This window comes from Burkholderia sp. 567 (assembly GCF_040545115.1).
GTDB lineage: Bacteria > Pseudomonadota > Gammaproteobacteria > Burkholderiales > Burkholderiaceae > Burkholderia > Burkholderia ambifaria.
On the sequence record NZ_JBEPLG010000001.1, the window covers coordinates 406358 to 431906 of the forward strand.

Below are 25549 nucleotides of genomic sequence, written 5' to 3' on the forward strand. Positions count from 1 at the left end.
CGAGCGCCTGACCGTATCGACCGTCAGTCGCGCGCGACGTCCTTCGCCGCCGGCGATGCGCCGTGGCTCAGCCAGTCGAGCACGTCGGCCGTTTCGTCGTCGCTCGCGCGTGCGCGCGCCTGCGCGACGGCCTCCGGCAACTCGCCGTTGGTCGACGCGCGACGAATCGCGACGCCGACCGCGAGGACGTCGATCATCAGCAGATGCAGGATCCGCGAGATCATCGACAGCTGCGACTCGCGCATCTCGATGTGGTCGGTCTCGAGCGCGACGGTCGCGCGCTTCGCGAGCGGCGTGTTGCTCGACGTGATCGCGATCACCTTCGCACCGGCCTGCATCGCGACCTCGAGCACGCGCAGCAGCTCGGGCGCGCGCCCCGACTTCGACACGGCGACGATCACGTCGCCCTTGCCGAGCAGCGCGGCCGACGCGGCCTGCATGTACAGGTCGCCGTACGCGATCGTCGGAATCCCGAAGCGGAAGAACTTGTAGTGCGCGTCCTGCGCGACGATGTTCGAATTGCCGAGCCCGTAGAACTCGATGCGTCGCGCGCCGTTCAGGATCTCGATCGCATTCTCGACGTGCTCGAAGTTCAGGTGTTCGCGCAGCTGCAGGATCGCGGACACCGTGTTGTCGAGCACCTTCGCGCCGAAGTCGGTGGCCGTGTCCCCGAGATGCACCTGGCTGTGGCTCATCGGAATCGTGCCGGTGAGGCCGGTCGCGAGCTTCAGCTTGAAGTCCGACAACCCCTGGCAGCCGAGCGAGCGGCAGAAGCGGATCACCGTCGGCTGGCTCACGTCCGCCTTGCGCGCGATGTCGACGATCGGGTCGTTGATGATCGAGCGCGGATGGTTCAGCGCGAGATCGGCGACGCGGCGCTCCGCCGGCGTCAGCGCGTCGCGCATCTGGCGAATCCGCTCGAACACCGCTGACGACGCGCCGCCCGAACGGTTCGACAACTGCTCCGCGAGAATCGCCGACACGCCGAGGAACGCCGGATATTCGGCGGTGATCAGGTAGGTCGGGATGTTCTGCAGATAGTGCGTGAAACGGCCCTTCGCCTCGAAGCGCGCGCGGAACGACGAGCGCGTGAACAGTTCGCCGAGCTTCAGCGCGACGCCGCCGCCGATATAGACGCCGCCGAGCGCGCCGAGCGTGAGCGCGACGCTGCCCGCGAACGCGCCGAGAATCCCGCAGAAGCATTCGACGGCCTCGAGCGCGAGCGCTTCGCCGGCATGGGCGCGCTCGACGATCTCGACCGTGTCGACGTTCGCGGCGACGCGCTTCTTGTCGCGCGCGGCGAGCGCACGATAGATGATCTCCATGCCGGGGCCCGCGCACACGCGTTCGAACGACACGTGCGGAAACTTCTTGCGCGCGTACTGCAGCACGAGATCCTCGCGCTCGTCCTGCGGCGCGAACGATGCGTGGCCGCCTTCGCTGCCCAGCGCGATCCAGCGATCGTCGGCCGGAATCAGGCCCGACACGCCGAGCCCGGTGCCGGGCCCGAGCAGCCCGATCACGCTGTTCTGGCGGCGCGTGCCGCCGCCGATCTGCACGCGCTGCGCATCGGTGAGGCCGGGCAGCGCCATCGCGAGCGCGGTGAAGTCGTTGACGACGAGCAGCGTGTCGAAACCGAGCGCGCGACGCGTCGCCTCGATCGAGAAGCTCCAGTCGTGATTGGTCATCGTGACCTGGTCGCCGTCGACCGGGTTCGCGATCGCGATCGCCGCGTGGTTCACGCGGCTGATCTTCACGTCCTTCAGATACTTGCGGATCGCGTCGGTGATCGTCGGATAGTCGGCGCCGGGATAGACGCGGATCTGCGTGATCTCGCCCGGGCCGGTTTCCAGCGCGAAACGCGCGTTGGTGCCGCCGACGTCCGCGAGCAGGCGCGGGCCGTCGGCATGCTGGACCGCGACGACAGCCTTACTTTGCGCACCAGTAGACATCGAGCTTGGTCCCCTTGTCGTTGGCCAGGTGGGAAATCGCGTTCTTCTGCAGCGTGGCGGCCGCGGCGTCGAGCACGTCGCGTTTGCGGCTGCCCGCGATCAACAGGAAGAGCCGGTCGACGCGCTTCAGCGCATCGAGCGAAAAGCTCACGCGCGCATGCGGCGCGGCGCCGGGATGCACGGCGACGAAGCGCTCGGGCGTCGCGATCGCGTGGTCCCATTCGGGCGCGTCCGCGAAGATCGACGCGGTGTGGCCGTCCTCGCCCATGCCGAGCACGGCGACGGTCGGCACGCGGTAGTCGGCGTTCGCGTTCAGCGCGGCGACGTGCGCGTCGAGCGCAGTGCTGGTGTCGACGAGCGGCAGGAAGCGGGCAGGGGCCGCCGCGTGCTGCAGCAGCGTATCGCGCACGAGGTGCGCGTTACTGGCCGCATCGTCCTCCGGCACCCAGCGGTCGTCGACCAGCGTGACGTCGACGCCGGCCCAGTCGAGCGCCGCGTGCGACAGCGTTTGCAGGAACGGGCGCGGGCTCGTGCCGCCGGACACCGCGAGCGTCGGGCGCGCGGCGCCGCCGAGCGCGGCGCGCAGCGCATCGCCCACGGCGCGCGCGAGCGCCTCGCTTTGCGCTTCCTGGGTGTCGAAAGCGTGAATCTCGATCACATCTCCTCCGGACTGCTTTGTCTGTTCAATTCGTATGAATCGTGGGGCACGTTGCCGCGCGCCAAGCGCGCACGGCAACGGTTTGCATCAATTTTCTTCTTCGAGCCAGCAGGTGCCGTGCTGCGCGAGCATCGCGCTCGCCGCGGCCGGCCCCCACGTGCCTGCCGCGTACGGCTTCGGCGGCTTCAGCGAGCGCGCCCATTCGTTCAGGATCGGCTCGACCCAGCGCCACGCGGCTTCCTGCTCGTCGCGGCGCACGAACAGCGCGAGGCGGCCGTTGATCACGTCGAGCAGCAGGCGCTGGTAGGCCTCCATCTGCCCTTCCTTGAAGAACTGGTCGAACGCGAGGTCGAGGTGCACGCTCGCGAGGTTCATCCCTTCGCCGGGTTGCTTCGCGAGGCAGTACAGGCGAATCGTCTCGTTCGGCTGCAGCCGGATCACGAGGCGGTTCGCGCCGGCGCGCAGCGCGGTGGGCCCGAGCGCCGAGTGCGGCACCGCGCGGAAATTGACGACGATCTCCGCGACGCGATCGGCGAGACGCTTGCCGGTGCGCAGGAAGAACGGCACGCCGGCCCAGCGCCAGTTCTCGATCTCGACCTTCAGCGCGACGAAGGTTTCGGTCTGGCTGTCGGGCTTCACGCCCGGCTCGGTCGCATAGGCCGGCACCTGCGCGCCCTTGATCACGCCCGCATGATACTGGCCGCGCACCGCGACCTTGCCGATGTCGCGCGGATCGACCGCTTTCAGCGCACGCAGCACGCGCAGCTTCTCGTCCCGCACCGAGTCGGAATCCATCGAGTGCGGCGGCTCCATCGCGACGATCGACAGCAACTGCAGCAGGTGGTTCTGCACCATGTCGCGCAGCGCGCCCGTATTGTCGTAGAAATCGCCGCGCGCCTCGACGCCGAGCTCCTCGGCGATCGTGATCTGGATGCTCTCGACCCATTCGCGGCGCCACAGCGGCTCGAACAGCGCATTGCCGAAGCGCAGCGCGAGCAGGTTCTGTACCGGCTCTTTCCCGAGGTAGTGGTCGATCCGGTAGATCTGGTCTTCCGCGAAGATCTCGCCGACCGCGTCGTTGATCGCGTTCGACGAGCGCAGGTCGTAGCCGAGCGGCTTCTCGAGCACGATGCGCGCGCCTTCGTTCAGGCCGACCGACGCGAGCGCCTTGCAGATCGGCACGAACAGCGACGGCCCCGTCGCGAGATAGAACACGCGGATGCCGGGCAATTGCGCGACCGCGTCGCGCAGCACGGTGTAGTCCTCCGCGCGGCCGAGGTCGAGCTTCACGTATTCGATGCGCTCGAGGAAGGCTTGCCACGCGCTGTCGTCGAACGCCTTGCCGGCCGCCTTCGCCGCATGCGGCTTCACGTGCGTGTCGACCCACTCGAGATAGCCCGCCCGATCCGATTCGTGCCGCGCGACGGCAACGATCCGGCCGCTTTCCGCGAGCATGTTGCCGCGGTGCGCTTCGAACAGCGCGGGCAGGATCTTGCGCATCGACAGGTCGCCGGTGCCGCCGAAAAGTACGAAGGTAAAGCTGGAATCGGTATGCATGTGTCTCCGCCGGTTGGGGTGCTGGGAAGCGATCCGTAGTGCGATAAAAATATTTTTGACACTGAATTGTAGTTTAACTACAATCCGCCGCAAGGGGTAGCACCTGGGTGAAGAAAAAAAGAAGTGCGGTCGATGAACTGCGCGAGCTTCGCCTTCGGGAACGCCTTGTGCCGAATGTTATCGGACATTGACGGTGCGCATCGTCCGCGCGCCGTCGCCCCGGGCTCGCGCCGCGGCATCGCGGCGGGCCAGAAACACAATGAGGAGACACGCCGTTGAATCTCGATTCACGCTTTCTGTAAGAGCCCGGCCGGTCATCGGCCCCGTACGCTGCATGCGTCCCGCGGCTCGATTTCCCCGTCGTTTATCAAGAAGCCGGTTCCCGGTCAGGGAACCTCACGAGTTGATTCAGTCTGGAGGAGATAAGTAATGAAAGTTCGCTCGATCATGGGCGCGCTCTGCGCCGCGGGTCTGATGGCTGGCGCCGTGGCGGCGCAGGCGGCCGAGAACGTAACGGTGCTGCACTGGTGGACCTCGGGCGGCGAGTCGAAGGCCGTCGGCGTGCTGAAGGACGACCTCCAGAAGCAGGGCTACGTGTGGAAGGACTTCGCGGTCGCGGGCGGCGCGGGCGCGGCGGCCATGACCGCGCTGAAGACCAAGGTGATCAGCGGCGACTCCCCGTCGGCCGCGCAGATCAAGGGCCCGCTGATCCAGGACTGGGCCGACCAGGGCGTGCTCGTCAACATCGATTCCGCTGCCGGCGACTGGAAGCAGAACCTGCCGCCGGAAATCGACAAGATCATCAAGTACAAGGGCCATACCGTCGCCGCGCCGTTCTCGGTGCACCGCGTGAACTGGCTCTATATCAACAAGGCCGCGCTCGACAAGATCGGCGCGAAGGTGCCGACGACCTGGCCCGAGTTCTTCGCGGTGGCCGACAAGCTGAAGGCCGCGGGCATCCAGCCGGTCGCGATGGGCGGCCAGCCGTGGCAGGACCTGACGTTGTGGGAAGACGTCGTGCTGTCGCAGGGCCCGGCGTTCTACAAGAAGGCGCTCGTCGATCTCGACCAGGCCACGCTGAACTCGCCGCAGATGGTGTCGGTGTTCGACACGGTGCGCAAGATCCAGGGCTACTTCGACACCGGCCGCAACGGTCGTGACTGGAACCTCGCGACCGCGATGGTGATCAACGGCAAGGCCGGCATGCAGTTCATGGGCGACTGGGCGAAGGGCGAGTTCGAGAACGCGGGCAAGAAGGCCGGCAAGGACTATATCTGCGCAGCGGTGCCGGGCACGGCGAACTCGTACACGTTCAACGTCGACTCGTTCGTGTTCTTCCAGCAGAAGGGCCAGAAGGACGCGACGCCGGGCCAGCTCGCCCTCGCGAAGACCATCATGACGCCGGCCTTCCAGGAGCAGTTCAGCCTGCTGAAGGGTTCGGTGCCGGTACGCCTCGGCGTGAAGATGGACAAGTTCGACGACTGCGCGAAGAAGTCGTACGCCGACGAGCAGACCGCGATCAAGTCGGGCGGCTTCGTGCCGTCGCTCGCGCACGGCATGGCGCAGGGCGACGCGACGGCCGGTGCGATCACCGACGTCGTGACGAAGTTCATGAACTCGCAGCAGGATTCGAAGAGCGCGGTCGCCGCGCTCGCGAAAGCCGCGAAGGTGAAGTAAGGCGCAACGGGCGCCCGGCCGGAAACGCATCGTCGGCCGGGCGTTTTTGCATGTGCAGCAAACGGGCTCGCCCGCGGGCCCGCGCCGTACCCGGCGCCGGCCCGGCCTGCGCCGCCCTCGTTCCAGGAGTCGAATCAAGTGGCTGCCCCTCTTAGCGGAAACGGATCCGGCGCTGCCGTCGCGCGGCGCACGTCGCCGATGTCGGCCTTCGCCGATCGCTGGATTCCGAAGCTCGTGCTCGCGCCGAGCCTCGCGATCGCCGTGGTGTTCATCTACGGTTTCATCCTGATTACCGGCTATCTGTCGCTGACCAACTCGCGGCTGTTGCCGAACTACGAATTCGACGGCTTCGGCCGTTACTCGGACCTGTTCCAGAACGACGTGTGGTGGACCTCCGCCGCGAACCTCGGCTGGTTCGGGATTCCGTTCATCGCGATCTGCGTCGCGCTCGGGCTGTTCCTCGCGATCCTGCTCGACCAGCGCATCCGCAACGAAGGCGCGCTGCGCGCGATCTTCCTGTACCCGATGGCGCTGTCGTTCATCGTCACGGGCACCGCGTGGCAGTGGATCCTGAACCCGGGCCTCGGCCTGGAGAAGGTGATGCACGACTGGGGCTGGACGAGCTTCTCGTTCGGCTGGCTCGACGATCCGGACAAGGCGATCTTCTGTATCGTGATCGCCGCCGTGTGGCAGTCGACCGGCTTCGTGATGGCGCTGTTCCTCGCCGGCTTGCGCGGCGTCGACGCCGAGATCTTCAAGGCCGCGCAGGTCGATGGCGCGACGCTGCCGACCATCTACCGCAAGATCGTGATCCCGAGCATGCGCCCGGTGTTCTTCTCGGTGCTGCTGATCCTCTGCCACATCACGATCAAGACGTTCGACCTGGTCGTCGCGCTGACGGCCGGTGGCCCCGGCACGTCGTCGTCGCTGCCGGCCATGTTCATGTACACGTTTTCGTTCAACCGCGGCCAGCTGGGCCTGGGCGCGGCGTCGTCGGTGATGATGCTCGCGACCGTGGTCGCGGTGCTGGTGCCGCTGATGTATATGGAATCGAGGAGCACCCGCAATGCAGCCTAAGATGACGATCAGCCGGACGGTGATCTATGCGGCGCTGATCCTGTTCGCGCTGTATTTCCTGTTCCCGATCTACGTGATGCTGTCGACGTCGTTCAAGGACCTCGACCAGCTGCGCACCGGCAACCTGCTGACGCCGCCGACGCACTGGACCTTCGATCCGTGGGTGAAGGCGTGGAGCGGCGCGTGCACCGGCGTGCGCTGCGACGGGATGAAGCCGTTCTTCCTGAATTCGCTGCAGATGGTGATTCCGGCCGTGCTGATCTCGTCGCTGATCGGCGCGTTCAACGGCTACGTGCTCACGCACTGGCGCTTTCGCGGCGCGGATGCGCTGTTCACGATGATGCTGGTCGGCTGCTTCATCCCGTTCCAGGTGATCCTGCTGCCGATGGCGCGCCTGCAGGGGATGCTCGGCCTCGCGAATACGATTCCGGGCCTGGTGTTCGTGCACGTCGTGTACGGCATCGCGTTCACGACGATGTTCTTCCGCAACTTCTACGTGAGCGTGCCGGCCGAGCTCGTGAAGGCCGCGCGCATCGACGGCGCGGGTTTCTTCACGATCTTCACGAAGATCCTGCTGCCCGTGTCGCTGCCGATCTTCATGGTGTGCCTGATCTGGCAATTCACGCAGATCTGGAATGACTTCCTGTTCGGGATCGTGTTCTCCGGCGTCGACTCGATGCCGATCACGGTTGCGCTGAACAACCTCGTCAACACGTCGACGGGCGTGAAGGAGTACAACGTCGACATGGCGGGCGCGATCATCGCCGCGCTGCCGACGCTGCTCGTCTACGTGGTCGCCGGCCGCTACTTCGTGCGCGGGCTGACGGCGGGCGCGGTGAAGGGGTAAGCGCGGTTTCATCCGATACGACGAACCGGCCGCGCGCGACGCGCGGCGCATCGAAACGAACCCGACGCGGCGCCGCAGGGCGCCGCGCGAGACGAGACAGAGGATTCACAGCATGGCAAGCCTTTCCATCCGTGACGTGTACAAGACCTACCCGAACGGGGTGCCGGTCCTGAAGGGTGTCGACATCGAGATCGAGGACGGACAGTTCCTGATCCTGGTCGGCGGGTCGGGCTGCGGGAAGTCGACGCTGCTCAACATGATCGCCGGCCTCGAGACCGTGACGAGCGGCGAGATCTGCATCGACGGCAAGGTCGTCAACGACCTGTCGCCGAAGGATCGCGACATCGCGATGGTGTTCCAGTCGTACGCGCTGTATCCGTCGATGACGGTGCGCGAGAACATCTCGTTCGGCCTGAACATCCGCAAGGTGCCCAAGAGCGAGCAGCAGCAGATCGTCGAGCGCGTGTCGGCGATGCTGCAGATCCAGCACCTGCTGGACCGCAAGCCGGGCCAGCTGTCGGGCGGCCAGCGCCAGCGCGTCGCGATGGGCCGCGCACTGGCGCGCGATCCGTCGCTGTTCCTGTTCGACGAGCCGCTGTCGAACCTCGACGCGAAGCTGCGCATCGAGATGCGCGCCGAAATCAAGCTGCTGCACCAGCGTCTCGGTACGACGATCGTCTACGTGACGCACGACCAGATCGAAGCCATGACGCTCGGCGACCGGATCGCGGTGATGAAGGACGGTGTGGTCCAGCAGTTCGGCGCGCCGCAGGACATCTACGATTCGCCGTCGAACCTGTTCGTCGCGGGCTTCATCGGCGCGCCGCCGATGAACTTCATCAACGGCAAGCTGGTCGAGCAGGGCAGCGGGATCGCGCTCGAGATCGATACGGGCGTCAAGCGCGGCGCGCTCAACCTGCCGTTCGATGGCCAGCTGAAGTCGCACGTCGGCCGCGAGGTGATCCTCGGCCTGCGTCCGGAGCGCATCACCGACGTGCGCCACGCGCACAACGGCGACGCGTCGCACCTGCAGCCGTTCGACGTGCGCGTCGACGTGACCGAGCCGACCGGCCCCGACACGCACGTGTTCGCGCAGGTCAACGGCAAGCGGATCGTGAGCCGCGTGCATCCGGCCGCGAACCCGCAGCCCGACCAGACGCTGTCGCTGCTGTTCGACGTGTCGAAGGCGGTGCTGTTCGATCCGGCGTCGGAAGAGCGGATCGCGTGAGGCGGCATTTGCGCTGAACGAAAGAGAAGGGGCCGTCCATGAACGGCCCCTTTCGTTTTTGCGTGTGGCGGTGTGTGACGACGCGCGGCGCGGCGGTGTCAGTGCGGCAACCGCACGTCGAACTTGAACGTCGCGAGCCGCGCGACGAGGATGAAACCGGTCGCGAACAGCACGCTGTACACCGAGTCGAACTGCAGCCACGCGAGCAGCAGATAGAACCAGCAGCCGACGAACGCGCAGGTCGCGTACGGCCGCGAATCGCGCAGGATCAGCGGGATGTCGTTGCACAGCACGTCGCGGATGATGCCGCCGACCACGCCGGTGATCACGCCCATCATCACCGCGATGAAGCGCGGCATCTCGGCATCGAGCGCGATCGCGGTGCCCGAGATGCTGAAGATGCCGAGCCCGATCGCATCGGCCACGAGCAGCAGCCGCTCGGCCGACAGCCGCGACAGCATCCGCAGCACGATCGGCGCGAACAGTGCGAGCACGAAGATCGCGATCACATAGTCGTCATGGATGACCCAGTAGAACGGCCGGCGTTCGAGCAGGATGTCGCGCAGCGTGCCGCCGCCGAACGCGGTGGCGAGCGCGACGACGAACGTGCCGACCGAGTCGAGACGGTTCTTGCGTGCCTCGATGAAGCCCGAGATCGCGAAGGCGAGCGTCGCGATCGCTTCCAGTATCGAGATCGCGAGCGTCAGCCTAGGATGCGGCACGCGGCCCCCGATCGGCGGGGGCCGGCAGCGGCTGCAGCAGCACGAGCACCGCGCCCGCGCCGCCGTCGTGGCTGCGCGCCTCGCAGAACGCGATCACTTCTTCCTTCTGCACGAGCCACGCGCGCACCTTGCCTTTCAGCACGGGCTCCTTGCCGATCGAGCCGAGCCCCTTGCCGTGGATCACGCGCAGGCAGCGCAGCCCCTTCTTGCCGGCTTCGCGGATGAATTCGGCGAGCGCGTCGCGCGCCTCGTCGCGCCGCATCCCGTGCAGGTCGAGCTGCGCCTGCACGATCCACGCGCCGCTGCGCAGCTTGCGCACGACCTCGCGGCTGATGCCGGGGCGGTGGTAATACAGCGATTCGTCGCTGTCGAGCAGCGTCTCGGGATCGAATTCGTCGGACAGCGTCGCGTTCAGCACGTCTTCCTCGTCGCGCTGCGTCTGCTTCGGCACCGGGTCGGGCGGCGTGCGGCCGGGCTTCGCGCGCGGCGGCGCGTTCAACGGCTGGATCGCGCCGATTTCGTTGCGGAACAGGTTCGCGTCGGCTTCCGCCTGGCGCGCGACCTTCGCGGTTTCGACGCGGGCGCGCTCGCGGCGGTCGGCTTCGCCTTGCAGCGACTTGCGCAGCGCGCCGAGGCCGGCCAGGCCCTGGCCGCGCAACGTGGCGGCATCGGGTGCGGGCGGGGGCGCGGCGGGCGCCGGGTTCGCGGGACGGGCGGCGATCTGCCGCTTCGCGGGATCGCTCGGATGGGGCTGGTTCTTCGCCATGATTCGGTAACCGGGGCAGGCGCGTCGGACGCGCGGGCACAAAAAAGCCGCTGCACGGCGGCAGCGGCTTTCCGGTCAAGCCTGCTTCGCGGCAGCGGACGCCATTGTAGCGCCCGGCGGCCGAACGCTTGACGCTTACTTCTTGTCGTGCAGACCTTCGAGGTAGCGCTGCGCGTCGAGCGCAGCCATGCAGCCCGTGCCGGCGCTGGTGATTGCCTGGCGGTACACGTTGTCCTGCACGTCGCCGGCGGCGAACACGCCCGGCACGCTGGTCGACGTCGCGTTGCCGTGCAGGCCGCTCTTCGTCAGGATGTAACCGTCCTTCATCTCGAGCTGGCCCTGGAACAGGTCGGTGTTCGGCTTGTGGCCGATCGCGACGAACACACCCTGCACGTGGAGGTCCTGCGTCGCGCCGGTCTTTACGTTCTTGATGCGCAGGCCCGTGACGCCCGATTCCTCGCCCGTCACTTCGTCGAGCACGTGATCCCACTTGATGTCGACGACGCCTTCCTTTTCCTTCTCCAGCAGGCGGTCGATCAGGATCGGCTCGGCGCGGAACTTGTCGCGGCGGTGAATCACCGTGACCTTCTTCGCGATGCCCGTCAGGTAGAGCGCTTCCTCGACGGCCGTGTTGCCGCCGCCGATCACCGCGACCTCCTGGTTGCGATAGAAGAAGCCGTCGCACGTCGCGCAGGCCGACACACCCTTGCCCATGAAGGCTTCCTCGGACGGCAGGCCGAGATACTGCGCGGACGCGCCGGTCGCGATGATCAGCGAGTCGCACGTGTATTCGCCCGAATCGCCGATCAGCCGGATCGGCTGTTCGTGCAGTTTCGCGGTGTGGATGTGATCGAATACGATTTCGGTGTTGAAGCGCTCGGCGTGCTCCTGGAAGCGCGCCATCAGTTCCGGGCCTTGCACGCCCTTTGCGTCCGCCGGCCAGTTTTCGACATCGGTCGTCGTCATCAGCTGGCCGCCCTGCGCGATGCCGGTGACGAGCACCGGGGACAGGTTGGCGCGTGCCGCGTAGACGGCAGCCGTGTAGCCGGCGGGGCCGGAACCGAGAATCAGGACTTTGGCGTGTTTGGGCGTGGACATGTGCGAATCCGTAAAAGGCGGCCGCGGCGGGCGGGATAAGGCTCGCCGGACGGTCTGGGTTGACCGGGATGCCGTCATAGATGGGTATCAGACGCGCATTATAAAGGCCCCGTTGCTGCACTGCCGAACGAGAGTTTCAATCGTGGCGATAGCGTTTGCCGGGACGCGGCGCGCGGCGCGGCTTCACGCCCCCGGCCCTCTTATGTAACCGTCATTTACACTTGGCGGCCCGGTGCAGCGTTTACAATGAGCGCGATCGAACGACAGGCGGGCCCGCGGCCCGTCCTCTTTATACGGATTCATGGCAAAAGCTCCTTATTCCGCCCAGGCACAGGCGTTGCCGCACCGGATGTCGAAGCTCCTCACGGAGATCCGCTGGATTCTCCAGGTCGCGCTCTGCGCTTTTCTGGTGATGGCCCTGTTGAGCTACAGCCGGCGCGATCCGAGCTGGACGCACGCGGCGCAGGTGGACCACATCTCGAACTGGGCCGGCCGCGTGGGCGCGTGGACGGCCGACATCATCCTGCTGCTGTTCGGCCTGTCGGCCTACTGGCTGATCGTGCCGCTCGGACGGCGCATCGCGGTCAACTACCGGCGCATCACGCGTCACGAGGCGGTCGTCGACGAACCCGAGCGGCCGATCGGCTGGCTCACCGAGATCTTCGCGTTCGTGCTCGTCGTGCTCGCGTGCGACGGCATCGAGGCGCTGCGGATGTGGTCGCTGAAGGTGCAGTTGCCGCGCGCGCCGGGCGGCGTGATCGGCGAGGCCGTGGCGGGCGCGATGTCGCACGCGTTCGGCTTCACCGGCGGCACGCTGCTGCTCCTGATCGCGCTCGCGATCGGCCTGTCGCTGTATTTCCGCTTCTCGTGGCTGTCGGTCGCCGAGCGCGTCGGCGGCGCGATCCTGTCCGCCGTCAACGTCGCGAAGCTGCGCCGTGAGGCCGAGCGCGACCGCAAGCTCGGCGAGGCCGCGGCCGTGCGCCGCGAAGGCAAGGTCGAGGAGGAGCGCGTGCGCATCGAGGATCACGAGCCCGTGACGATCGTGCCGCCGGTCGTCACGCCGGCGAAGTCCGAGCGCGTCGAGCGCGAGCGCCAGGTGCCGCTCTTCACCGACCTGCCGGGCGATTCGACGCTGCCGCCGGTGTCGCTGCTCGATCCGGCGCCGAAGACGCAGGAAGCGATTTCCGCCGATACGCTCGAATTCACGTCGCGGCTGATCGAGAAGAAGCTGAAGGATTTCGGCGTCGAGGCGAGCGTCGTCGCCGCGTATCCGGGCCCGGTCGTCACGCGCTACGAGATCGAGCCGGCCACCGGCGTGAAGGGCAGCCAGATCGTCAACCTCGCGAAGGATCTCGCGCGTTCGCTGTCGCTCGTGTCGATCCGCGTGGTCGAGACGATCCCCGGCAAGAACTACATGGCGCTCGAGCTGCCGAACCAGCGCCGCCAGACGGTGCACCTGTCCGAGATCATCGGCTCGGAAGTCTATGCGGCCGCGTCGTCGGCGTTGACCCTGAGCCTCGGCAAGGACATCGGCGGCAAGCCGGTGTGCGCGGATCTCGCGAAGATGCCGCACCTGCTGGTCGCCGGCACGACCGGTTCGGGCAAGTCGGTCGGGATCAACGCAATGATCCTGTCGCTGCTGTACAAGGCGACCGCCGAGCAGGTGCGCCTGATCCTGATCGATCCGAAGATGCTCGAAATGAGCGTCTACGAAGGCATTCCGCACCTGCTGTGCCCGGTCGTCACCGACATGCGCCAGGCCGGCCATGCGCTGAACTGGACGGTCGCGGAGATGGAGCGCCGCTACAAGCTGATGAGCAAGCTCGGCGTGCGCAACCTCGCCGGCTACAACAACAAGATCGACGACGCGGCGAAGCGCGAGGAAAAGATTCCGAATCCGTTCAGCCTGACGCCGGACGATCCCGAGCCGCTCGGCCGCCTGCCGAACATCGTCGTCGTGATCGACGAGCTGGCCGACCTGATGATGGTCGTCGGCAAGAAGGTCGAGGAGCTGATCGCGCGGATCGCGCAGAAGGCGCGCGCGGCCGGCATCCACCTGATCCTCGCGACGCAGCGTCCGTCCGTCGACGTGATCACCGGCCTGATCAAGGCGAACGTGCCGACGCGGATCGCGTTCCAGGTGTCGTCGAAGATCGACTCGCGCACGATTCTCGACCAGATGGGCGCCGAATCGCTGCTCGGGATGGGTGACATGCTGTACCTGCCGCCGGGCAGCGGGCTGCCGGTGCGCGTGCACGGTGCGTTCGTCGCCGACGATGAAGTGCATCGCGTCGTCGAGAAGCTCAAGGAGCACGGCGAGCCGAACTACGTCGAAGGGCTGCTCGAGGGCGGCACCGCCGACGGCGACGAGGGTTCGGCCGGCGCGGGAACCGGTGAAGGCGGCAACGAGTCTGATCCGCTGTACGACCAGGCGGTCGAGATCGTCATCAAGAACCGCCGCGCGTCGATTTCGCTCGTGCAGCGCCATCTGCGGATCGGCTATAACCGCGCGGCGCGGCTGCTCGAGCAGATGGAACAGTCGGGGCTCGTGTCGGCGATGTCGTCGAGCGGCAACCGCGAAATTCTTGTGCCGGCGCGCGACGCGGAATGAGTCCGCGGCGCCCGCGGCGCCGGCCACCCACGGAGAAAACCGCAATATGCAGCAACATTCGTTTGCATTGTCCCTTCGTTCGACGCGGCGCTGGCTCGGCGCGGCGCTCGCCGGCGCATCGCTGATGCTCGCGGCGACGCACGCGTTCGCGAGCGGCACCGAGCAACTGAAGGCCTTCGTGTCGCAGGTGCGTTCGGCGAAGGGCGAATTCACGCAGCAGATCGTCAAGGCGCCGAGCAAGGGCGCGAGCGCCGCGCAGGCCGCGCCGAAGCCGAACGACAATTCGAGCGGCACGTTCGTGTTCTCGCGTCCGGGCAAGTTCATCTGGACGTACCAGAAGCCGTACCAGCAGGTGCTGCAGGCCGACGGCGACAAGCTCTACGTGTACGACCGCGACTTGAACCAGGTCACCGAGCGCAAGCTGAACGGCGCGCTGGGCGCGAGCCCGGCCGCGATCCTGTTCGGCAGCAACGATCTCGACAAGAACTACACGCTGCGCGATGCCGGCGAGAAGGGCGGGATCGACTGGCTCGAGATGCTGCCGAAGGCGCAGGACACGCAGTTCCAGCGGATCGGCATCGGTTTCCGCAACGGCACGCTCGCCGCGATGGAACTGCACGACGTGTTCGGCAACGTCACGCTGCTCACGTTCACGAACATCCAGACGAATCCGCCGCTGAAGGGCGACACGTTCAAGTTCGTCGTGCCGAAGGGCGCGGACGTGATCAACGGCTGACGGCGTCGCACCGTTGTCCCGACACGGGCCTGCCGGCGACGGCAGGCCCGTGTTGTTTGGGGGCGCGGGCACCGGGTGTGGGCACCGGGCGCCGGGACCGGCCCCGGGCACCAGGCGCGGGCATTGGGCGTGGGCACCGCGCGCGGGCGCCCGGCCCCCGCCCCCGGCGGCGCAGTCGCGCGGCTGTCATAATATTGGGTCCGGCGGCCCGTTCGGCCGCCATTGTCTGATCTGGAGCGAGGGTTCATGTCCGACCTGTTTCAAGTCGAGCCGCGCCGGCCGCTCGCCGAGGCGCTGCGGCCCAAGACGCTCGCCGAGGTGATCGGCCAGACGCATCTGCTGGGCGAAGGCAAGCCGCTGCGGCTCGCGTTCGAATCCGGCAAGCCGCATTCGATGATCCTGTGGGGGCCGCCCGGCGTCGGCAAGACGACGCTCGCGCGCCTCACCGCGCTCGCGTTCGACTGCGAATTCATCGCGCTGTCCGCGGTGCTCGGCGGCGTGAAGGACATTCGCGAGTCGATGGAGCAGGCGAAGGACACGCTGAACCGCACCGGCCGCCACACGATCCTGTTCGTCGACGAAATCCACCGCTTCAACAAGGGGCAGCAGGATGCGCTCCTGCCGTTCGTCGAGTCGGGGCTCGTGACCTTCATCGGCGCGACGACCGAGAACCCGAGCTTCGAAGTCAACTCGGCGCTGCTGTCGCGTGCGCAGGTGTACGTGCTGCAGTCGCTGAGCGACGACGAAATGCGTCAGCTGCTCAAGCGTGCGCAGGAAATCGCGCTCGACGGCCTCGCGTTCGACGACAAGGCGGTCGATACGCTCATCGGTTACGCGGACGGCGACGCGCGGCGCTTCCTGAACCTGCTCGAGCAGGCGCAGACGGCTGCTGCTTCCTCCCGAATCACGACCATCGATGCCGAGTTCGTCAGCAGCGCGATGACGCTGAATGCGCGGCGCTTCGACAAGGGCGGCGACAATTTCTACGACCAGATCTCGGCGCTGCACAAGTCGGTGCGCGGTTCGAGCCCGGACGGCGCGCTGTACTGGTTCTGCCGGATGATCGACGGCGGCGCGGATCCGAAATATCTGGCGCGACGGATCGTGCGGATGGCGTGGGAAGACATCGGCCTGGCCGACCCGCGCGCGCTGCAGGTGGCGAACGACGCGGCCGAGACCTACGAGCGGCTCGGCTCCCCCGAAGGCGAGCTGGCGCTCGGGCAGGCGGTGATCTATCTCGCGTGCGCGGCGAAGAGCAATGCGGGCTACAACGCGTTCAACCAGGCGATGGCGTTCGTCAAGCAGGACAAATCGCGCGAGGTGCCCGTGCATCTGCGCAATGCGCCGACCAAGCTGATGAAGGAACTCGGCTACGGTCATGCGTATCGCTACGCGCACGACGAGCCGAACGCCTATGCGGCCGGCGAGACCTACCTGCCGGAAGGCATGCGCGAGCCGCGCTGGTACAAGCCGGTGCCGCGCGGGCTCGAAGCGAAGATCGCCGACAAGCTCGCGTGGCTGCGCGAGCTCGACCGCGAGGCCGGCAAGAAGGACTGACCGGCCGCACGCGGTGGCGGCCGCTGCGCCGGGTGCGTCAGCGCTTGCGGCCCGGCTGCTTCTTCCAGTACTCGAACGGCTCCGCGTGGCATTCGATGTCGAGTTCGGCGACGCGTGCGTGCAGGCGTTCCTGCGCATCGGCGATCGCGAGGTTGTAGATCGCCGGCGCGATTTCCTCGACGAAGAAGTGCAGCAGCGCGCCGGCCTGGATGTTGCCGATCGGCTCGTCCATGTTTTCTGTGAAATAGCGTTGCAGCGACGCGATCGCGCGGTCGCGGACATCCTTGTCCAGCTCGATGGCCATCGGTTCCCTCGGGTGATGGTGATGCAAAGGGCGGGTGCGTGACCCGCCGCGTTGTGCCCCGCCGGCGCGGCTGTCGCGCGCTGCGCGGCGGTGCTGCGCGACGCGCTTCGCCGGCTGCCGACGCGCACGCCGGCAATGCGATACTGCCACGTCAGTCGCGCGTTTGCGCCACTGTCCGTCCGGCCAATGCCGTGGCGAGCGCGCGGTGCGTTAGAATTCCCGTCTTACACAACGATTTCCCAAGTCCTCCCATGCTCGACATCCAGTTGCTGCGCAAAGACCTCGACGGCGTCGCGAAGCGCCTCGCCGATCGCGGCTACACCCTCGACGTCGCCGCGTTTTCCGCTCTCGAAGCGGAACGCCGCGCGATCCAGACCCGTACCGAAGAGCTCCAGGCGCGTCGCAACAGCCTGTCGAAGCAGATCGGCGCGATGAAGGGGAAGGGCGAGGACACGTCGGCCGTGATGGCCGAGGTCGGCGGCATCGGCGACGAGATGAAGGCGTCGGAGGGCAAGCTCGGCGAGATCCAGACGCGCCTGTCCGACCTGATGCTGGGCATGCCGAACATCGCGCACGAAAGCGTGCCGGTCGGCAAGGACGAGGCCGACAACGTCGAGGTGCGCCGCTGGGGCACGCCGCGCGAGTTCGACTTCGCGGTGAAGGATCACGTCGACGTCGGCACGCCGCTCGGTCTCGATTTCGAAACCGGCGCGAAGCTCGCCGGCGCACGCTTCACGATGCTGCGCGGCTCGATCGCACGCCTGCACCGCGCGCTCGCGCAGTTCATGATCGACACGCACACGCTGCAGCACGGCTACAGCGAGACGTACACGCCGTACATCGTCAATCCCGAGATCCTGTACGGCACGGGCCAGCTGCCGAAGTTCGCGGACGACATGTTCCGCGTCGAGAAGGGTGGCGGCGAGAACACGATCACGCAATACCTGATCTCGACGTCCGAGATTTCGCTGACGAACACCGTGCGCGACTCGATCGTCGAAGGCTCCGCGCTGCCGATCAAGCTGACCGCGCATTCGCCGTGCTTCCGCTCGGAAGCCGGCTCGTACGGCCGCGACACGCGCGGGATGATCCGCCAGCACCAGTTCGACAAGGTCGAGATGGTGCAGGTCGTTGCGCCCGACGCATCGTACGCGGCGCTCGACGAGATGGTCGGCCACGCGGAAGCGATCCTGCAGAAGCTCGGCCTGCCGTACCGCGTTGTGGCGCTGTGCACCGGCGACATGGGTTTCTCGGCCGCCAAGACGTTCGACCTCGAAGTGTGGCTGCCCGCGCAGAACACCTATCGCGAGATCTCGAGCTGCTCGAACACCGAGGCGTTCCAGGCGCGCCGGATGCAGGCGCGTTTCCGCAATGCGCAGGGCAAGCCGGAACTCGTGCATACGCTGAACGGCTCGGGGCTGGCCGTCGGCCGCACGCTGGTCGCGGTGCTGGAGAACTACCAGAACGCGGATGGCTCGGTCACGGTGCCGGAAGCACTGCGTCCGTACATGGGCGGCATGGAGCGTATCGACGCGCCTGCTCAGGTGTCGTAACGCGGCCTTCAAACCCTTCGCAAAAAATTTGCAGAAAGGGCTTGTCAGCGAGGAAACGATCGTCTTATAATCTTTTTCTCGCGGAAACGACCAGCCGCGAGATGCAGCAAGGAAGGAGAGGTGGCAGAGTGGTCGAATGTACCTGACTCGAAATCAGGCGTACGGTTTCCCCGTACCGTGGGTTCGAATCCCACCCTCTCCGCCAAAATACGAAGCCCCGTGATCCGAAAGGATCACGGGGTTTTTCGTTTTGGGTCGCCGCGGCATGTGTCGATTGACGATGCGGCGACGACAGGGCGGCTATCGACGCATTCGCTCGTGTCGACACCGACGCAGGTGGGCCACTCCCTGACCGGCGCGATCGTCGGGATCGCCGGAGCCTCATTCGTCATGTTGTCGATCGTCGTCAGGTGCCGCCGGTGGCGGTCCCGCATACTTGCGGGGACAGTCGCGCCATGCGAGCCACATCCGGCCTGCCCGGCCGGCGCAGTACGCGGGCCCTCATCACTTTCCTCTGCTTTAAGCCTTCGATGTCCGGGCCGTTAACACGGTGCGGCGGCCGGTACTCGTGCCGGTCGCATCGTTCTCCGTCGATTCAAGGTCCCATGAAGCTGAGCTACAAGATTCCCCTCGCATTCGCCATTGCGCTGCTGCTGATGTTCTGCGGTGCGCTGTACGGCATCCGCATCCTCAATCGGTCGATCGATACGTTCGCGAACGACGTGCAGACGCATGTCGCCAACGAGCGGCTCGTGTCGGCGACGCTCATGCAGTTCAAGCTGCAGGTCCAGGAATGGAAGGACACGCTGCTGCGCGGCAAGCAGCCCGACAAGCTCGACAAGTACTGGCAGGCATTCCAGACGCGCGAGCGCGCAGTCGATACGCTCGCCGCGCAACTCGTCAACCAGTTGCCGTCCGGCGAGAGCCGCACGCTCGTCGAGCAGTTCATGCGCGCGCATGCGGCGATGGGCGACGGCTACCGGCGCGGGTTCGACGCATTCAAGGCCGCGGGTTTCGAGCCAACTGCCGGTGACGCGGCCGTGGCGGGCGTCGACCGGGCACCCGCCGAGTTGCTCGAGCGCGCGGCGAAGTCGATCGCCGACGAGAGCGCCGACGTGTCGGCGCAAGCGAGTCGCGACGCGCGCCGTGCGACCGCGGCAAGCGTCGTGCTGATGCTGATCGTGTTCGGCATCGCGATGATCGGTGCGTTCCTGTTCAGCCGCGCGATCCTGCGGCCGCTCGATCGCGCGGTCGCCTGTGCGCAGGCGGTGGCCGGCGGCGACCTGACGCGCGACGTCGACGCGGCCGGCCGCGACGAGATCGCTGATCTGCTGCGCGCGTTGCGGACGATGCAGACGAGCCTGTCGGGTGTCGTGCTCGAGGTGCGTACGCATGCCGAAGCCGTCGCGACCGCGAGTGCGCAGATCGCATCGGGCAATCACGACCTGTCGTCGCGCACCGAGGCCCAGGCCGCGTCGCTCGAGGAAACCGCCGCCAGCATGACCGAACTGACGGATATCGTGCGTCAGTCGGCCGGGTACGCGCAGCACGCGGCGCAGCTGGCACAGGACGCATCGGACATTGCGTCCGCGGGCGGCAGTGTGATGACCGACGCCGTCGACACGATGAGCGGGATTGCCGCCAGTTCGGCGAAGGTCGGCGAGATCATCGCGGTCATCGACAGCATCGCATTCCAGACCAACATCCTCGCGCTGAACGCGGCCGTCGAGGCGGCGCGGGCGGGCGAGCAGGGGCGCGGCTTTGCGGTCGTCGCGTCGGAGGTGCGCACGCTCGCGCAGCGCAGTGCGGCCGCCGCGAAGGAGATCAAGGCGCTCATCGAGCAATCGACGCGGCGAGTCGACGAGGGCGCCGTGCTGATCGGCCGCGCCGGCGAATCGATCCACGAGATCGTCGGCGCGGTGCAGCGGGTCACGACGATCGTCGGCGAGATCTCGTCCGCATCGCAGGAGCAGAGCGGCGGCATCCAGCAGGTGAACGTCGCGGTCACGCAGATGGATGAAGCGACGCAGCGCAATGCGGCGCTGGTCGAAAAGGCGTCGGCCGCGACGCAGGCGCTGGCCGAGCAGGCGAGCGCGCTGCGGCACGCGGTCGCCGTGTTCAGGCTGCCGCAAGCCGCGTGACGATATCGCCGAGCGTGGCCGCGCGGTCTTGCATCACGCCGCCGCCGAATACTGCGCGAGCACCCGAGCGCGGATCGACGGCTTGATGTTCGATTGCGCCATGTTGCCGCCATAGTGCGCGACGACACGCGGATTCATCACGCGATACCAGAGCGGCGGCACATAGGCGAACAGGATCATCGTCGCGTAGCCGGCCGGCAGTTGCGGCGAGTCGTCGAAGTGGCGCAGCGCCTGGTACGAGCGCGTCGGGTTCGCGTGATGGTCGGCGTGCCGCTGCAGCTGATACAGGAACAGGTTGGTGACGACGTGATTGCTGTTCCACGAATGCTGCGGCGCGCAGCGTTCGTAGCGGCCGCTCGGCAGCTTGCGGCGGCCGAGCCCGTAGTGTTCGACGTAGTTGACGACTTCGAGCAGCGACGCACCGTACACGGCCTGGATCACGAGGAATGGGATCACGACCTTGCCGGCCATCGCGATCGCGATGCCCCACACGACGACGGTCATCGCCCATGCATGCAGTACCTCGTTGCGCCAGGTCCACGGCGAATGCCCGAGCCGCTCGAGGCGCGTCTTTTCGAGCCGCCAGGCCGAGCGGATGCTGCCCGTCACCGTGCGGGGCAGGAAGGCCCAGAACGATTCGCCGTAGCGCGCGCTTGCCGGATCCTCGGCCGTCGCGACGCGCACGTGATGGCCGCGGTTGTGCTCGACGAAGAAGTGGCCGTATGCAACCGGCGCGAGCGTGACTTTCGCGAGCCAGCGCTCGAAGCGACTGGTCTTGTGCCCGAGTTCGTGCGCGGTGTTGATCGAGATGCCCGTCGCGGCGCCGAGCGACAGCGCGAAGCCGACGTAGTCGTACCACGCGAGCGCATGCGTGCCGACGATCCACGCGCACATGAAGAACGCGATGTATTCGACCAGCGTCGCGAGATAGACGATGTAGCGGTAATACCGCGCCCGTTCGAGGTCCGGGACGACGGCTTCGGGCGGATTGTCGCGATCGTCGCCGATCAGCGTGTCGAGGATCGGAATCACGCCGAACGCGAACAGCGGGCCGAACCACCAGAACACGTGAAGGCCGGTCGACAACGCAAGCTGGGCCGAGAAGATCGGCAGCGTGATCGTCACCGCACCGAGCAGCCACAGATAACGCTTGCCATCCGACCAGCCCGAGGCCGATTCGTCGGTCGTTGCCATTGTCTCCCTCCTTTCGGGGCCGGCTCCTGCGCTTGCGGGCGCGGCGGCCACACGTGCACGTTTATCGTCGTTCGAATCGTCGTGGGTCCGCGACACGGCGCGCGGCACCGGATCAGTGTCCGGTTGTGCCAGTTATACGACCTGCGCGCACGCTTTCCAAACCCCGGTGCTAGGCATGAAACTCCAAACGGCGGTCCGTGGATGACGTGGGTCGGGAAGGGCCGGCACGGGGTGATTGAAACAGGCCCACGCCCGCCGATCCCCCGTGCGGCGGGGGGGCTCGTCAGAGGAATGCATGTTGTGACGCTCGCGTGCCTCCAGCGGTGAGTTTCACAACGAATGTTGCGATGCAATAAGTGCGGCTCAACGACGTGCGGCGCACCGGTCCTTTTCCGTACATATGTTACGAACGATTACGGTCGCGGCGATCAAATAGCGGACGCGCGCCGCATGAATTCCATACATGACAAGGCGCGGAGGGCGACATGTCCGACCTTGTGGCTCGCTCGCCATACATCACTACGCATCGCCGCACCAATGCTGCATCTGCACACCCGCGCGGAGCGCGACCTCCGTTGCCTTTCGATCCGCGCTGTCATTTGAAAATAACGATTTGACTCATGCCCCGCTTTCGGTTGAAGCTAGTAGCTTGCTGTCCGAAGGGGGCTGTGCCTGCATGAGTTCGACCTTGACCGTTCGTCGTATCGCTGCCGACCAGGGCCGCGTGTATCGCGAACTCCGCGCCGCGTCATTGCGTGAGCCCTACGCGCCCGGCGAAGCGCCGGAGGCCGAATTGCTGAACGTCGATGCCGACGCGGCGGCGGCCATCGCCGCGCTGCGCGCCACGTCCGACGAGTCGACGACTTTCCTGCTGTACACCGAAGGCCATCCGGCCGGCATGATCGGCGCGTATTTCGACAATACGCCCGAGCGGCGCGCGTTCGTCAGCGAGCTGTGGGTCGCGCACGCGGTCCGTCATCTGCGCGGCGGCGTGCTGTTGCTGGAAACGGCCACCGCGTGGCTGGCCGAACGCGGCGCGCAGGACGTCTATGCTTGGATCGCCGACGCAAACCGCAACGCCATCCGTTTCTACGAACGCGCGGGTTTCGGCAACACCGGCGAGCATGCACCAATCGCGCGCATGCCCGGCGCGATGAAGTCGTTGTTCGTGTCGCACTTCAACACACCCTGACGCATGAACGCGCGGGCCGCACGGCGCAATGAAGGCCCGGTCGCCCGTCCCACTGCCCCCCTTCTGGTCGCGCGTTCGCCGCGACCCGGTTTCCCAAAAATGATGGCTGCACGCGTGGACGCCTGTAAAATACGCAAAAATTTTTTGCAGAGTGTCCATGTCGCTTAAAAAATCGCCATTCTTCGAGCTGCGCAGCGGATCGGTCGATACGTTGCTGTTCACCGTGAAGACGACCGATCTCGATGCGTTGCGTACCGAACTGGTCAAGCGCTTCGAAGCGACTCCCGAGTTTTTCGCCGACGATGTCGTCGCGATCGACGTCCGCCGCCTCGCGGACGGCGAACGCGTCGCGCTCGCCGACATCCGCCAGATGCTGAACGACGTGCGGATGCGCCCGGTGGGCGTCGTGGCGCTGGCCACGCAGGGCTGGGCGGGGGAAGCCGGTCTGCCGTTGCTGGAGGCACGCGATCGCCGCGTGTCGGCCGCGAAGCCGGCCGACGAAGCGGAGCCAGCGCCTGTCGTTGCCGAGGCCGTTGCGGCAGCCGAACCGGCGCCGGAGCCTGCACCGACGCAGATTTCGGCGGGCGGCCAGACGCTAGTGGTCGATCGGCCGCTGCGTTCGGGGCAGCAGATTTACGCGAAAGGGGACCTCGTGGTGCTTGCGCCGGTCAGTCACGGCGCCGAGATCATCGCGGAAGGCAACATCCACATCTACGCGCCGTTGCGCGGCCGCGCACTCGCGGGCGTGCACGGCAATCACGACGCGCGCATTTTCTGCACGTGTCTCGAACCGGAACTGATTTCAATCGCGGGTATCTATCGAACGACCGAGAACCCGTTGCCCGCCGACATACTGGGCAAAGCGGTGCAGATCCGGCTCGAAGAGGAAAAACTGATGATCGAACCGCTGCGCCTGACGTGATTCACGCGGCGCACGCCGGATCGATCGGCTCTCATTGACGAACACAGGGTATTGGGTAAATGGCAAAAATCATCGTGGTGACTTCGGGCAAGGGCGGCGTGGGCAAGACGACGACCAGCGCGAGCTTCGCGTCGGGCCTCGCGCTGCGGGGCCACAAGACGGCCGTGATCGACTTCGACGTTGGCCTGCGCAACCTCGATCTCATCATGGGCTGCGAGCGGCGCGTGGTGTACGACCTCGTCAACGTGATCCAGGGCGAAGCGAACCTGAACCAGGCGCTGATCAAGGACAAGAAGTGCGAGAACCTGTACATCCTGCCGGCGTCGCAGACGCGCGACAAGGATGCGCTCACGCGCGACGGCGTCGAGAAGGTGCTGAACGACCTGGTCGCGATGGACTTCGACTTCATCGTCTGCGATTCGCCGGCCGGGATCGAAGCCGGCGCGCTGCATGCGATGTACTTCGCCGACGAAGCGCTGATCGTCACGAACCCCGAAGTGTCGTCGGTGCGCGATTCGGACCGCATTCTCGGCATCCTGTCGTCGAAGACGAAGCGCGCGACCGAAGGCAAGGATCCGATCAAGGAGCACCTGCTGATCACGCGTTACAGCCCGAAGCGCGTGAGTGAAGGCGAGATGCTGTCGCTCGAGGACATCAGCGAGATCCTGCGCATCAAGCTGATCGGCGTGGTGCCCGAATCGGAAGCCGTGCTGCACGCGTCGAACCAGGGTCTGCCGGCCGTGCATATCGACGGCACCGACGTGGCGGAAGCGTACAAGGACGTCGTCGCTCGCTTCCTCGGCGAGGACAAGCCGCTGCGCTTCACCGATTACCAGAAGCCGGGCCTGCTGCAGCGCCTCTTCGGCAGCAAGTAACGGAGGCCGCCCATGTCCATCCTTTCGTTTCTCCTCGGTGAGAAGAAGAAGTCCGCATCGGTCGCGAAGGAGCGCCTGCAGCTCATCATCGCGCACGAGCGGGTCGGCGGCCGGCCACCGGCCGATTACCTGCCGGCGCTGCAGAAGGAGCTGGTCGCGGTCATCTCGAAGTACGTCCGTATTTCGAACGACGACATCCGCGTGAGCCTCGAGCGCCAGGACGATCTCGAAGTCCTCGAAGTGAAGATCGAGATCCCGCAAGCCTGACCTTTGTCGGCCTCTCTCCGCACGGCGGCGCATGCCGCCGTGCGCGTCTTACGCCCTGTTGCACTTTCGGGCTCGCCGTAACACGGTGTCTGTCGGCCGTTGGTCGACCTCCCGCATTGAACGAATACGCTCGCGTCGCTCGCGTCATTTCTCAATCAGGAGGTTGTGATGGCTGTCTCTGTTGTTCAACGTCGTATCGTTTCGCTCGCGCTGTTCGCCGCGGGCCTGTCAGCCGTCGCCGCGCCGCTCGCTGCACGTGCGGACGAGATCCTCGTCGGCGCGCGGTGTTGGTGCAATCGGGCCGGATGGTCGTCGCCGAACCGGTGGCCGCGCCCGCCGAGGAAATCGTCGTCGTCGCGCCGAACGCGCCGCCGGCCGTGCGCTACGAAGTCGTGCCCGACGCGCGCGTCGGCTATGTGTGGGAGCGCGGCCACTGGCGCTGGGATCATGGTCGCTACGTGTGGATCGGCGGCCACTGGGAAGCCGAGCGTGTCGGCATGCACTGGGTGCCGGGCCACTGGAATCAGCGTGGTCCGAACTGGTTCTGGACCCGCGGCCACTGGGCTTGACGGAGCGCGAGCGATGAAACGAACCGTCGTTGCGATCGCGCTCGTC

The 25549-nt window shown here is 66.5% G+C and carries 21 protein-coding genes, 1 tRNA gene and 1 pseudogene; 15 read left to right on the forward strand and 8 right to left on the reverse strand.

The features are described from left to right. Nucleotides 1-23: 23 nt before the first annotated feature. The 3 genes from ABIC50_RS01925 to zwf all read right to left on the reverse strand — a co-directional run bounded on the left by ABIC50_RS01925 (nucleotide 24) and on the right by zwf (nucleotide 4167). Entirely contained in the window at nucleotides 24-1952 is a 1929-nt protein-coding gene (locus ABIC50_RS01925; RefSeq protein ID WP_105831589.1) for a bifunctional transcriptional regulator/glucokinase, read from the reverse strand. Beyond that, the gene (gene pgl / locus ABIC50_RS01930) at nucleotides 1930-2610 is read right to left on the reverse strand and encodes a 6-phosphogluconolactonase (RefSeq protein WP_354161315.1); all 681 of its coding nucleotides are present in this window, start codon (nucleotides 2608-2610) and stop codon (nucleotides 1930-1932) included. The genes ABIC50_RS01925 and pgl overlap by 23 nt, the downstream gene beginning before the upstream one ends. Nucleotides 2611-2697: 87 nt before the next feature. Beyond that, complete coding sequence (gene zwf / locus ABIC50_RS01935) at nucleotides 2698-4167, reverse strand: glucose-6-phosphate dehydrogenase (protein ID WP_126227311.1); 1470 nt, start codon at nucleotides 4165-4167, stop codon at nucleotides 2698-2700. Between the two features lie 429 nt (nucleotides 4168-4596). Between zwf and ABIC50_RS01940 the strand changes: the two genes are divergently transcribed. The 4 genes from ABIC50_RS01940 to ABIC50_RS01955 all read left to right on the forward strand — a co-directional run bounded on the left by ABIC50_RS01940 (nucleotide 4597) and on the right by ABIC50_RS01955 (nucleotide 8996). Further along, nucleotides 4597-5844, forward strand: coding sequence for an ABC transporter substrate-binding protein (locus ABIC50_RS01940; RefSeq protein ID WP_011656199.1), 1248 nt, complete (start codon nucleotides 4597-4599; stop codon nucleotides 5842-5844). Nucleotides 5845-5982: 138 nt separating this feature from the next. Then, on the forward strand, nucleotides 5983-6921 hold the full coding sequence (locus tag ABIC50_RS01945) for a carbohydrate ABC transporter permease (RefSeq protein ID WP_011656200.1): 939 nt from the start codon (nucleotides 5983-5985) through the stop codon (nucleotides 6919-6921). Continuing rightward, a complete protein-coding gene (locus tag ABIC50_RS01950; RefSeq protein ID WP_175713874.1) occupies nucleotides 6911-7768 on the forward strand; it encodes a carbohydrate ABC transporter permease in 858 nt (285 codons plus the stop codon). Before ABIC50_RS01945 ends, ABIC50_RS01950 begins: the two co-directional genes overlap by 11 nt. Nucleotides 7769-7880: 112 nt before the next feature. Further along, entirely contained in the window at nucleotides 7881-8996 is a 1116-nt protein-coding gene (locus ABIC50_RS01955; RefSeq protein WP_006750822.1) for an ABC transporter ATP-binding protein, read from the forward strand. Between the two features lie 98 nt (nucleotides 8997-9094). Here ABIC50_RS01955 and ABIC50_RS01960 read toward each other — a convergent pair whose 3' ends face one another. The 3 genes from ABIC50_RS01960 to trxB all read right to left on the reverse strand — a co-directional run bounded on the left by ABIC50_RS01960 (nucleotide 9095) and on the right by trxB (nucleotide 11582). Then, nucleotides 9095-9718, reverse strand: a complete 624-nt coding sequence (locus ABIC50_RS01960) for a trimeric intracellular cation channel family protein (protein ID WP_006750823.1) — start codon at nucleotides 9716-9718, stop codon at nucleotides 9095-9097. Further along, nucleotides 9705-10484: a Smr/MutS family protein gene (locus ABIC50_RS01965; protein ID WP_175660975.1), complete on the reverse strand. Its 780-nt coding sequence runs from the start codon at nucleotides 10482-10484 to the stop codon at nucleotides 9705-9707. Before ABIC50_RS01965 ends, ABIC50_RS01960 begins: the two co-directional genes overlap by 14 nt. A 135-nt stretch (nucleotides 10485-10619) precedes the next feature. Next, on the reverse strand, nucleotides 10620-11582 hold the full coding sequence (gene trxB / locus ABIC50_RS01970) for a thioredoxin-disulfide reductase (protein WP_012363286.1): 963 nt from the start codon (nucleotides 11580-11582) through the stop codon (nucleotides 10620-10622). A gap of 301 nt (nucleotides 11583-11883) precedes the next feature. Here trxB and ABIC50_RS01975 point away from each other — a divergent pair, with 301 nt between their 5' ends. From ABIC50_RS01975 to ABIC50_RS01985, 3 genes are all read left to right on the forward strand, one after another. Continuing rightward, the gene (locus ABIC50_RS01975) at nucleotides 11884-14193 is read left to right on the forward strand and encodes a DNA translocase FtsK (protein ID WP_011656203.1); all 2310 of its coding nucleotides are present in this window, start codon (nucleotides 11884-11886) and stop codon (nucleotides 14191-14193) included. 46 nt (nucleotides 14194-14239) lie between these two features. Further along, on the forward strand, nucleotides 14240-14929 hold the full coding sequence (lolA, locus tag ABIC50_RS01980) for an outer membrane lipoprotein chaperone LolA (protein ID WP_006750827.1): 690 nt from the start codon (nucleotides 14240-14242) through the stop codon (nucleotides 14927-14929). Between the two features lie 246 nt (nucleotides 14930-15175). Next, nucleotides 15176-16486 (forward strand): replication-associated recombination protein A, encoded by a 1311-nt coding sequence (locus ABIC50_RS01985; RefSeq protein ID WP_175668654.1) that lies wholly within the window; start codon nucleotides 15176-15178, stop codon nucleotides 16484-16486. 37 nt (nucleotides 16487-16523) lie between these two features. Here ABIC50_RS01985 and ABIC50_RS01990 read toward each other — a convergent pair whose 3' ends face one another. Next, entirely contained in the window at nucleotides 16524-16790 is a 267-nt protein-coding gene (locus tag ABIC50_RS01990; RefSeq protein ID WP_006750829.1) for a DUF2164 domain-containing protein, read from the reverse strand. A gap of 251 nt (nucleotides 16791-17041) precedes the next feature. On the opposite strand from ABIC50_RS01990, the gene serS reads away from it, so the two are divergent. The 3 genes from serS to ABIC50_RS02005 all read left to right on the forward strand — a co-directional run bounded on the left by serS (nucleotide 17042) and on the right by ABIC50_RS02005 (nucleotide 20484). Next, nucleotides 17042-18343 (forward strand): serine--tRNA ligase, encoded by a 1302-nt coding sequence (gene serS, locus ABIC50_RS01995; RefSeq protein WP_175735041.1) that lies wholly within the window; start codon nucleotides 17042-17044, stop codon nucleotides 18341-18343. Nucleotides 18344-18457: 114 nt separating this feature from the next. After that, nucleotides 18458-18548: transfer RNA gene (locus ABIC50_RS02000), tRNA-Ser, on the forward strand. Between the two features lie 400 nt (nucleotides 18549-18948). Next, a complete protein-coding gene (locus tag ABIC50_RS02005; protein ID WP_354161318.1) occupies nucleotides 18949-20484 on the forward strand; it encodes a methyl-accepting chemotaxis protein in 1536 nt (511 codons plus the stop codon). A 33-nt stretch (nucleotides 20485-20517) separates the two neighbouring features. Here the strand turns inward: ABIC50_RS02005 and ABIC50_RS02010 are convergent, their stop codons facing one another. Further along, nucleotides 20518-21678 carry an alkane 1-monooxygenase gene (locus tag ABIC50_RS02010; RefSeq protein ID WP_354161321.1) on the reverse strand — a complete coding sequence of 387 codons (1161 nt, stop codon included), beginning with the start codon at nucleotides 21676-21678 and terminating at the stop codon, nucleotides 20518-20520. Nucleotides 21679-22354: 676 nt separating this feature from the next. Between ABIC50_RS02010 and ABIC50_RS02015 the strand changes: the two genes are divergently transcribed. From ABIC50_RS02015 to ABIC50_RS02035, 5 genes and pseudogenes are all read left to right on the forward strand, one after another. Continuing rightward, complete coding sequence (locus tag ABIC50_RS02015) at nucleotides 22355-22870, forward strand: GNAT family N-acetyltransferase (RefSeq protein WP_011656210.1); 516 nt, start codon at nucleotides 22355-22357, stop codon at nucleotides 22868-22870. Nucleotides 22871-23027: 157 nt separating this feature from the next. Further along, nucleotides 23028-23792 (forward strand): septum site-determining protein MinC, encoded by a 765-nt coding sequence (gene minC / locus ABIC50_RS02020; protein ID WP_126227317.1) that lies wholly within the window; start codon nucleotides 23028-23030, stop codon nucleotides 23790-23792. Between the two features lie 59 nt (nucleotides 23793-23851). Further along, nucleotides 23852-24667, forward strand: coding sequence for a septum site-determining protein MinD (gene minD, locus ABIC50_RS02025; RefSeq protein WP_006750835.1), 816 nt, complete (start codon nucleotides 23852-23854; stop codon nucleotides 24665-24667). A 12-nt stretch (nucleotides 24668-24679) separates the two neighbouring features. After that, nucleotides 24680-24934, forward strand: coding sequence for a cell division topological specificity factor MinE (gene minE / locus ABIC50_RS02030; RefSeq protein ID WP_006750836.1), 255 nt, complete (start codon nucleotides 24680-24682; stop codon nucleotides 24932-24934). 168 nt (nucleotides 24935-25102) lie between these two features. Further along, nucleotides 25103-25503: pseudogene (locus tag ABIC50_RS02035) on the forward strand (YXWGXW repeat-containing protein). Nucleotides 25504-25549: the final 46 nt, after the last annotated feature.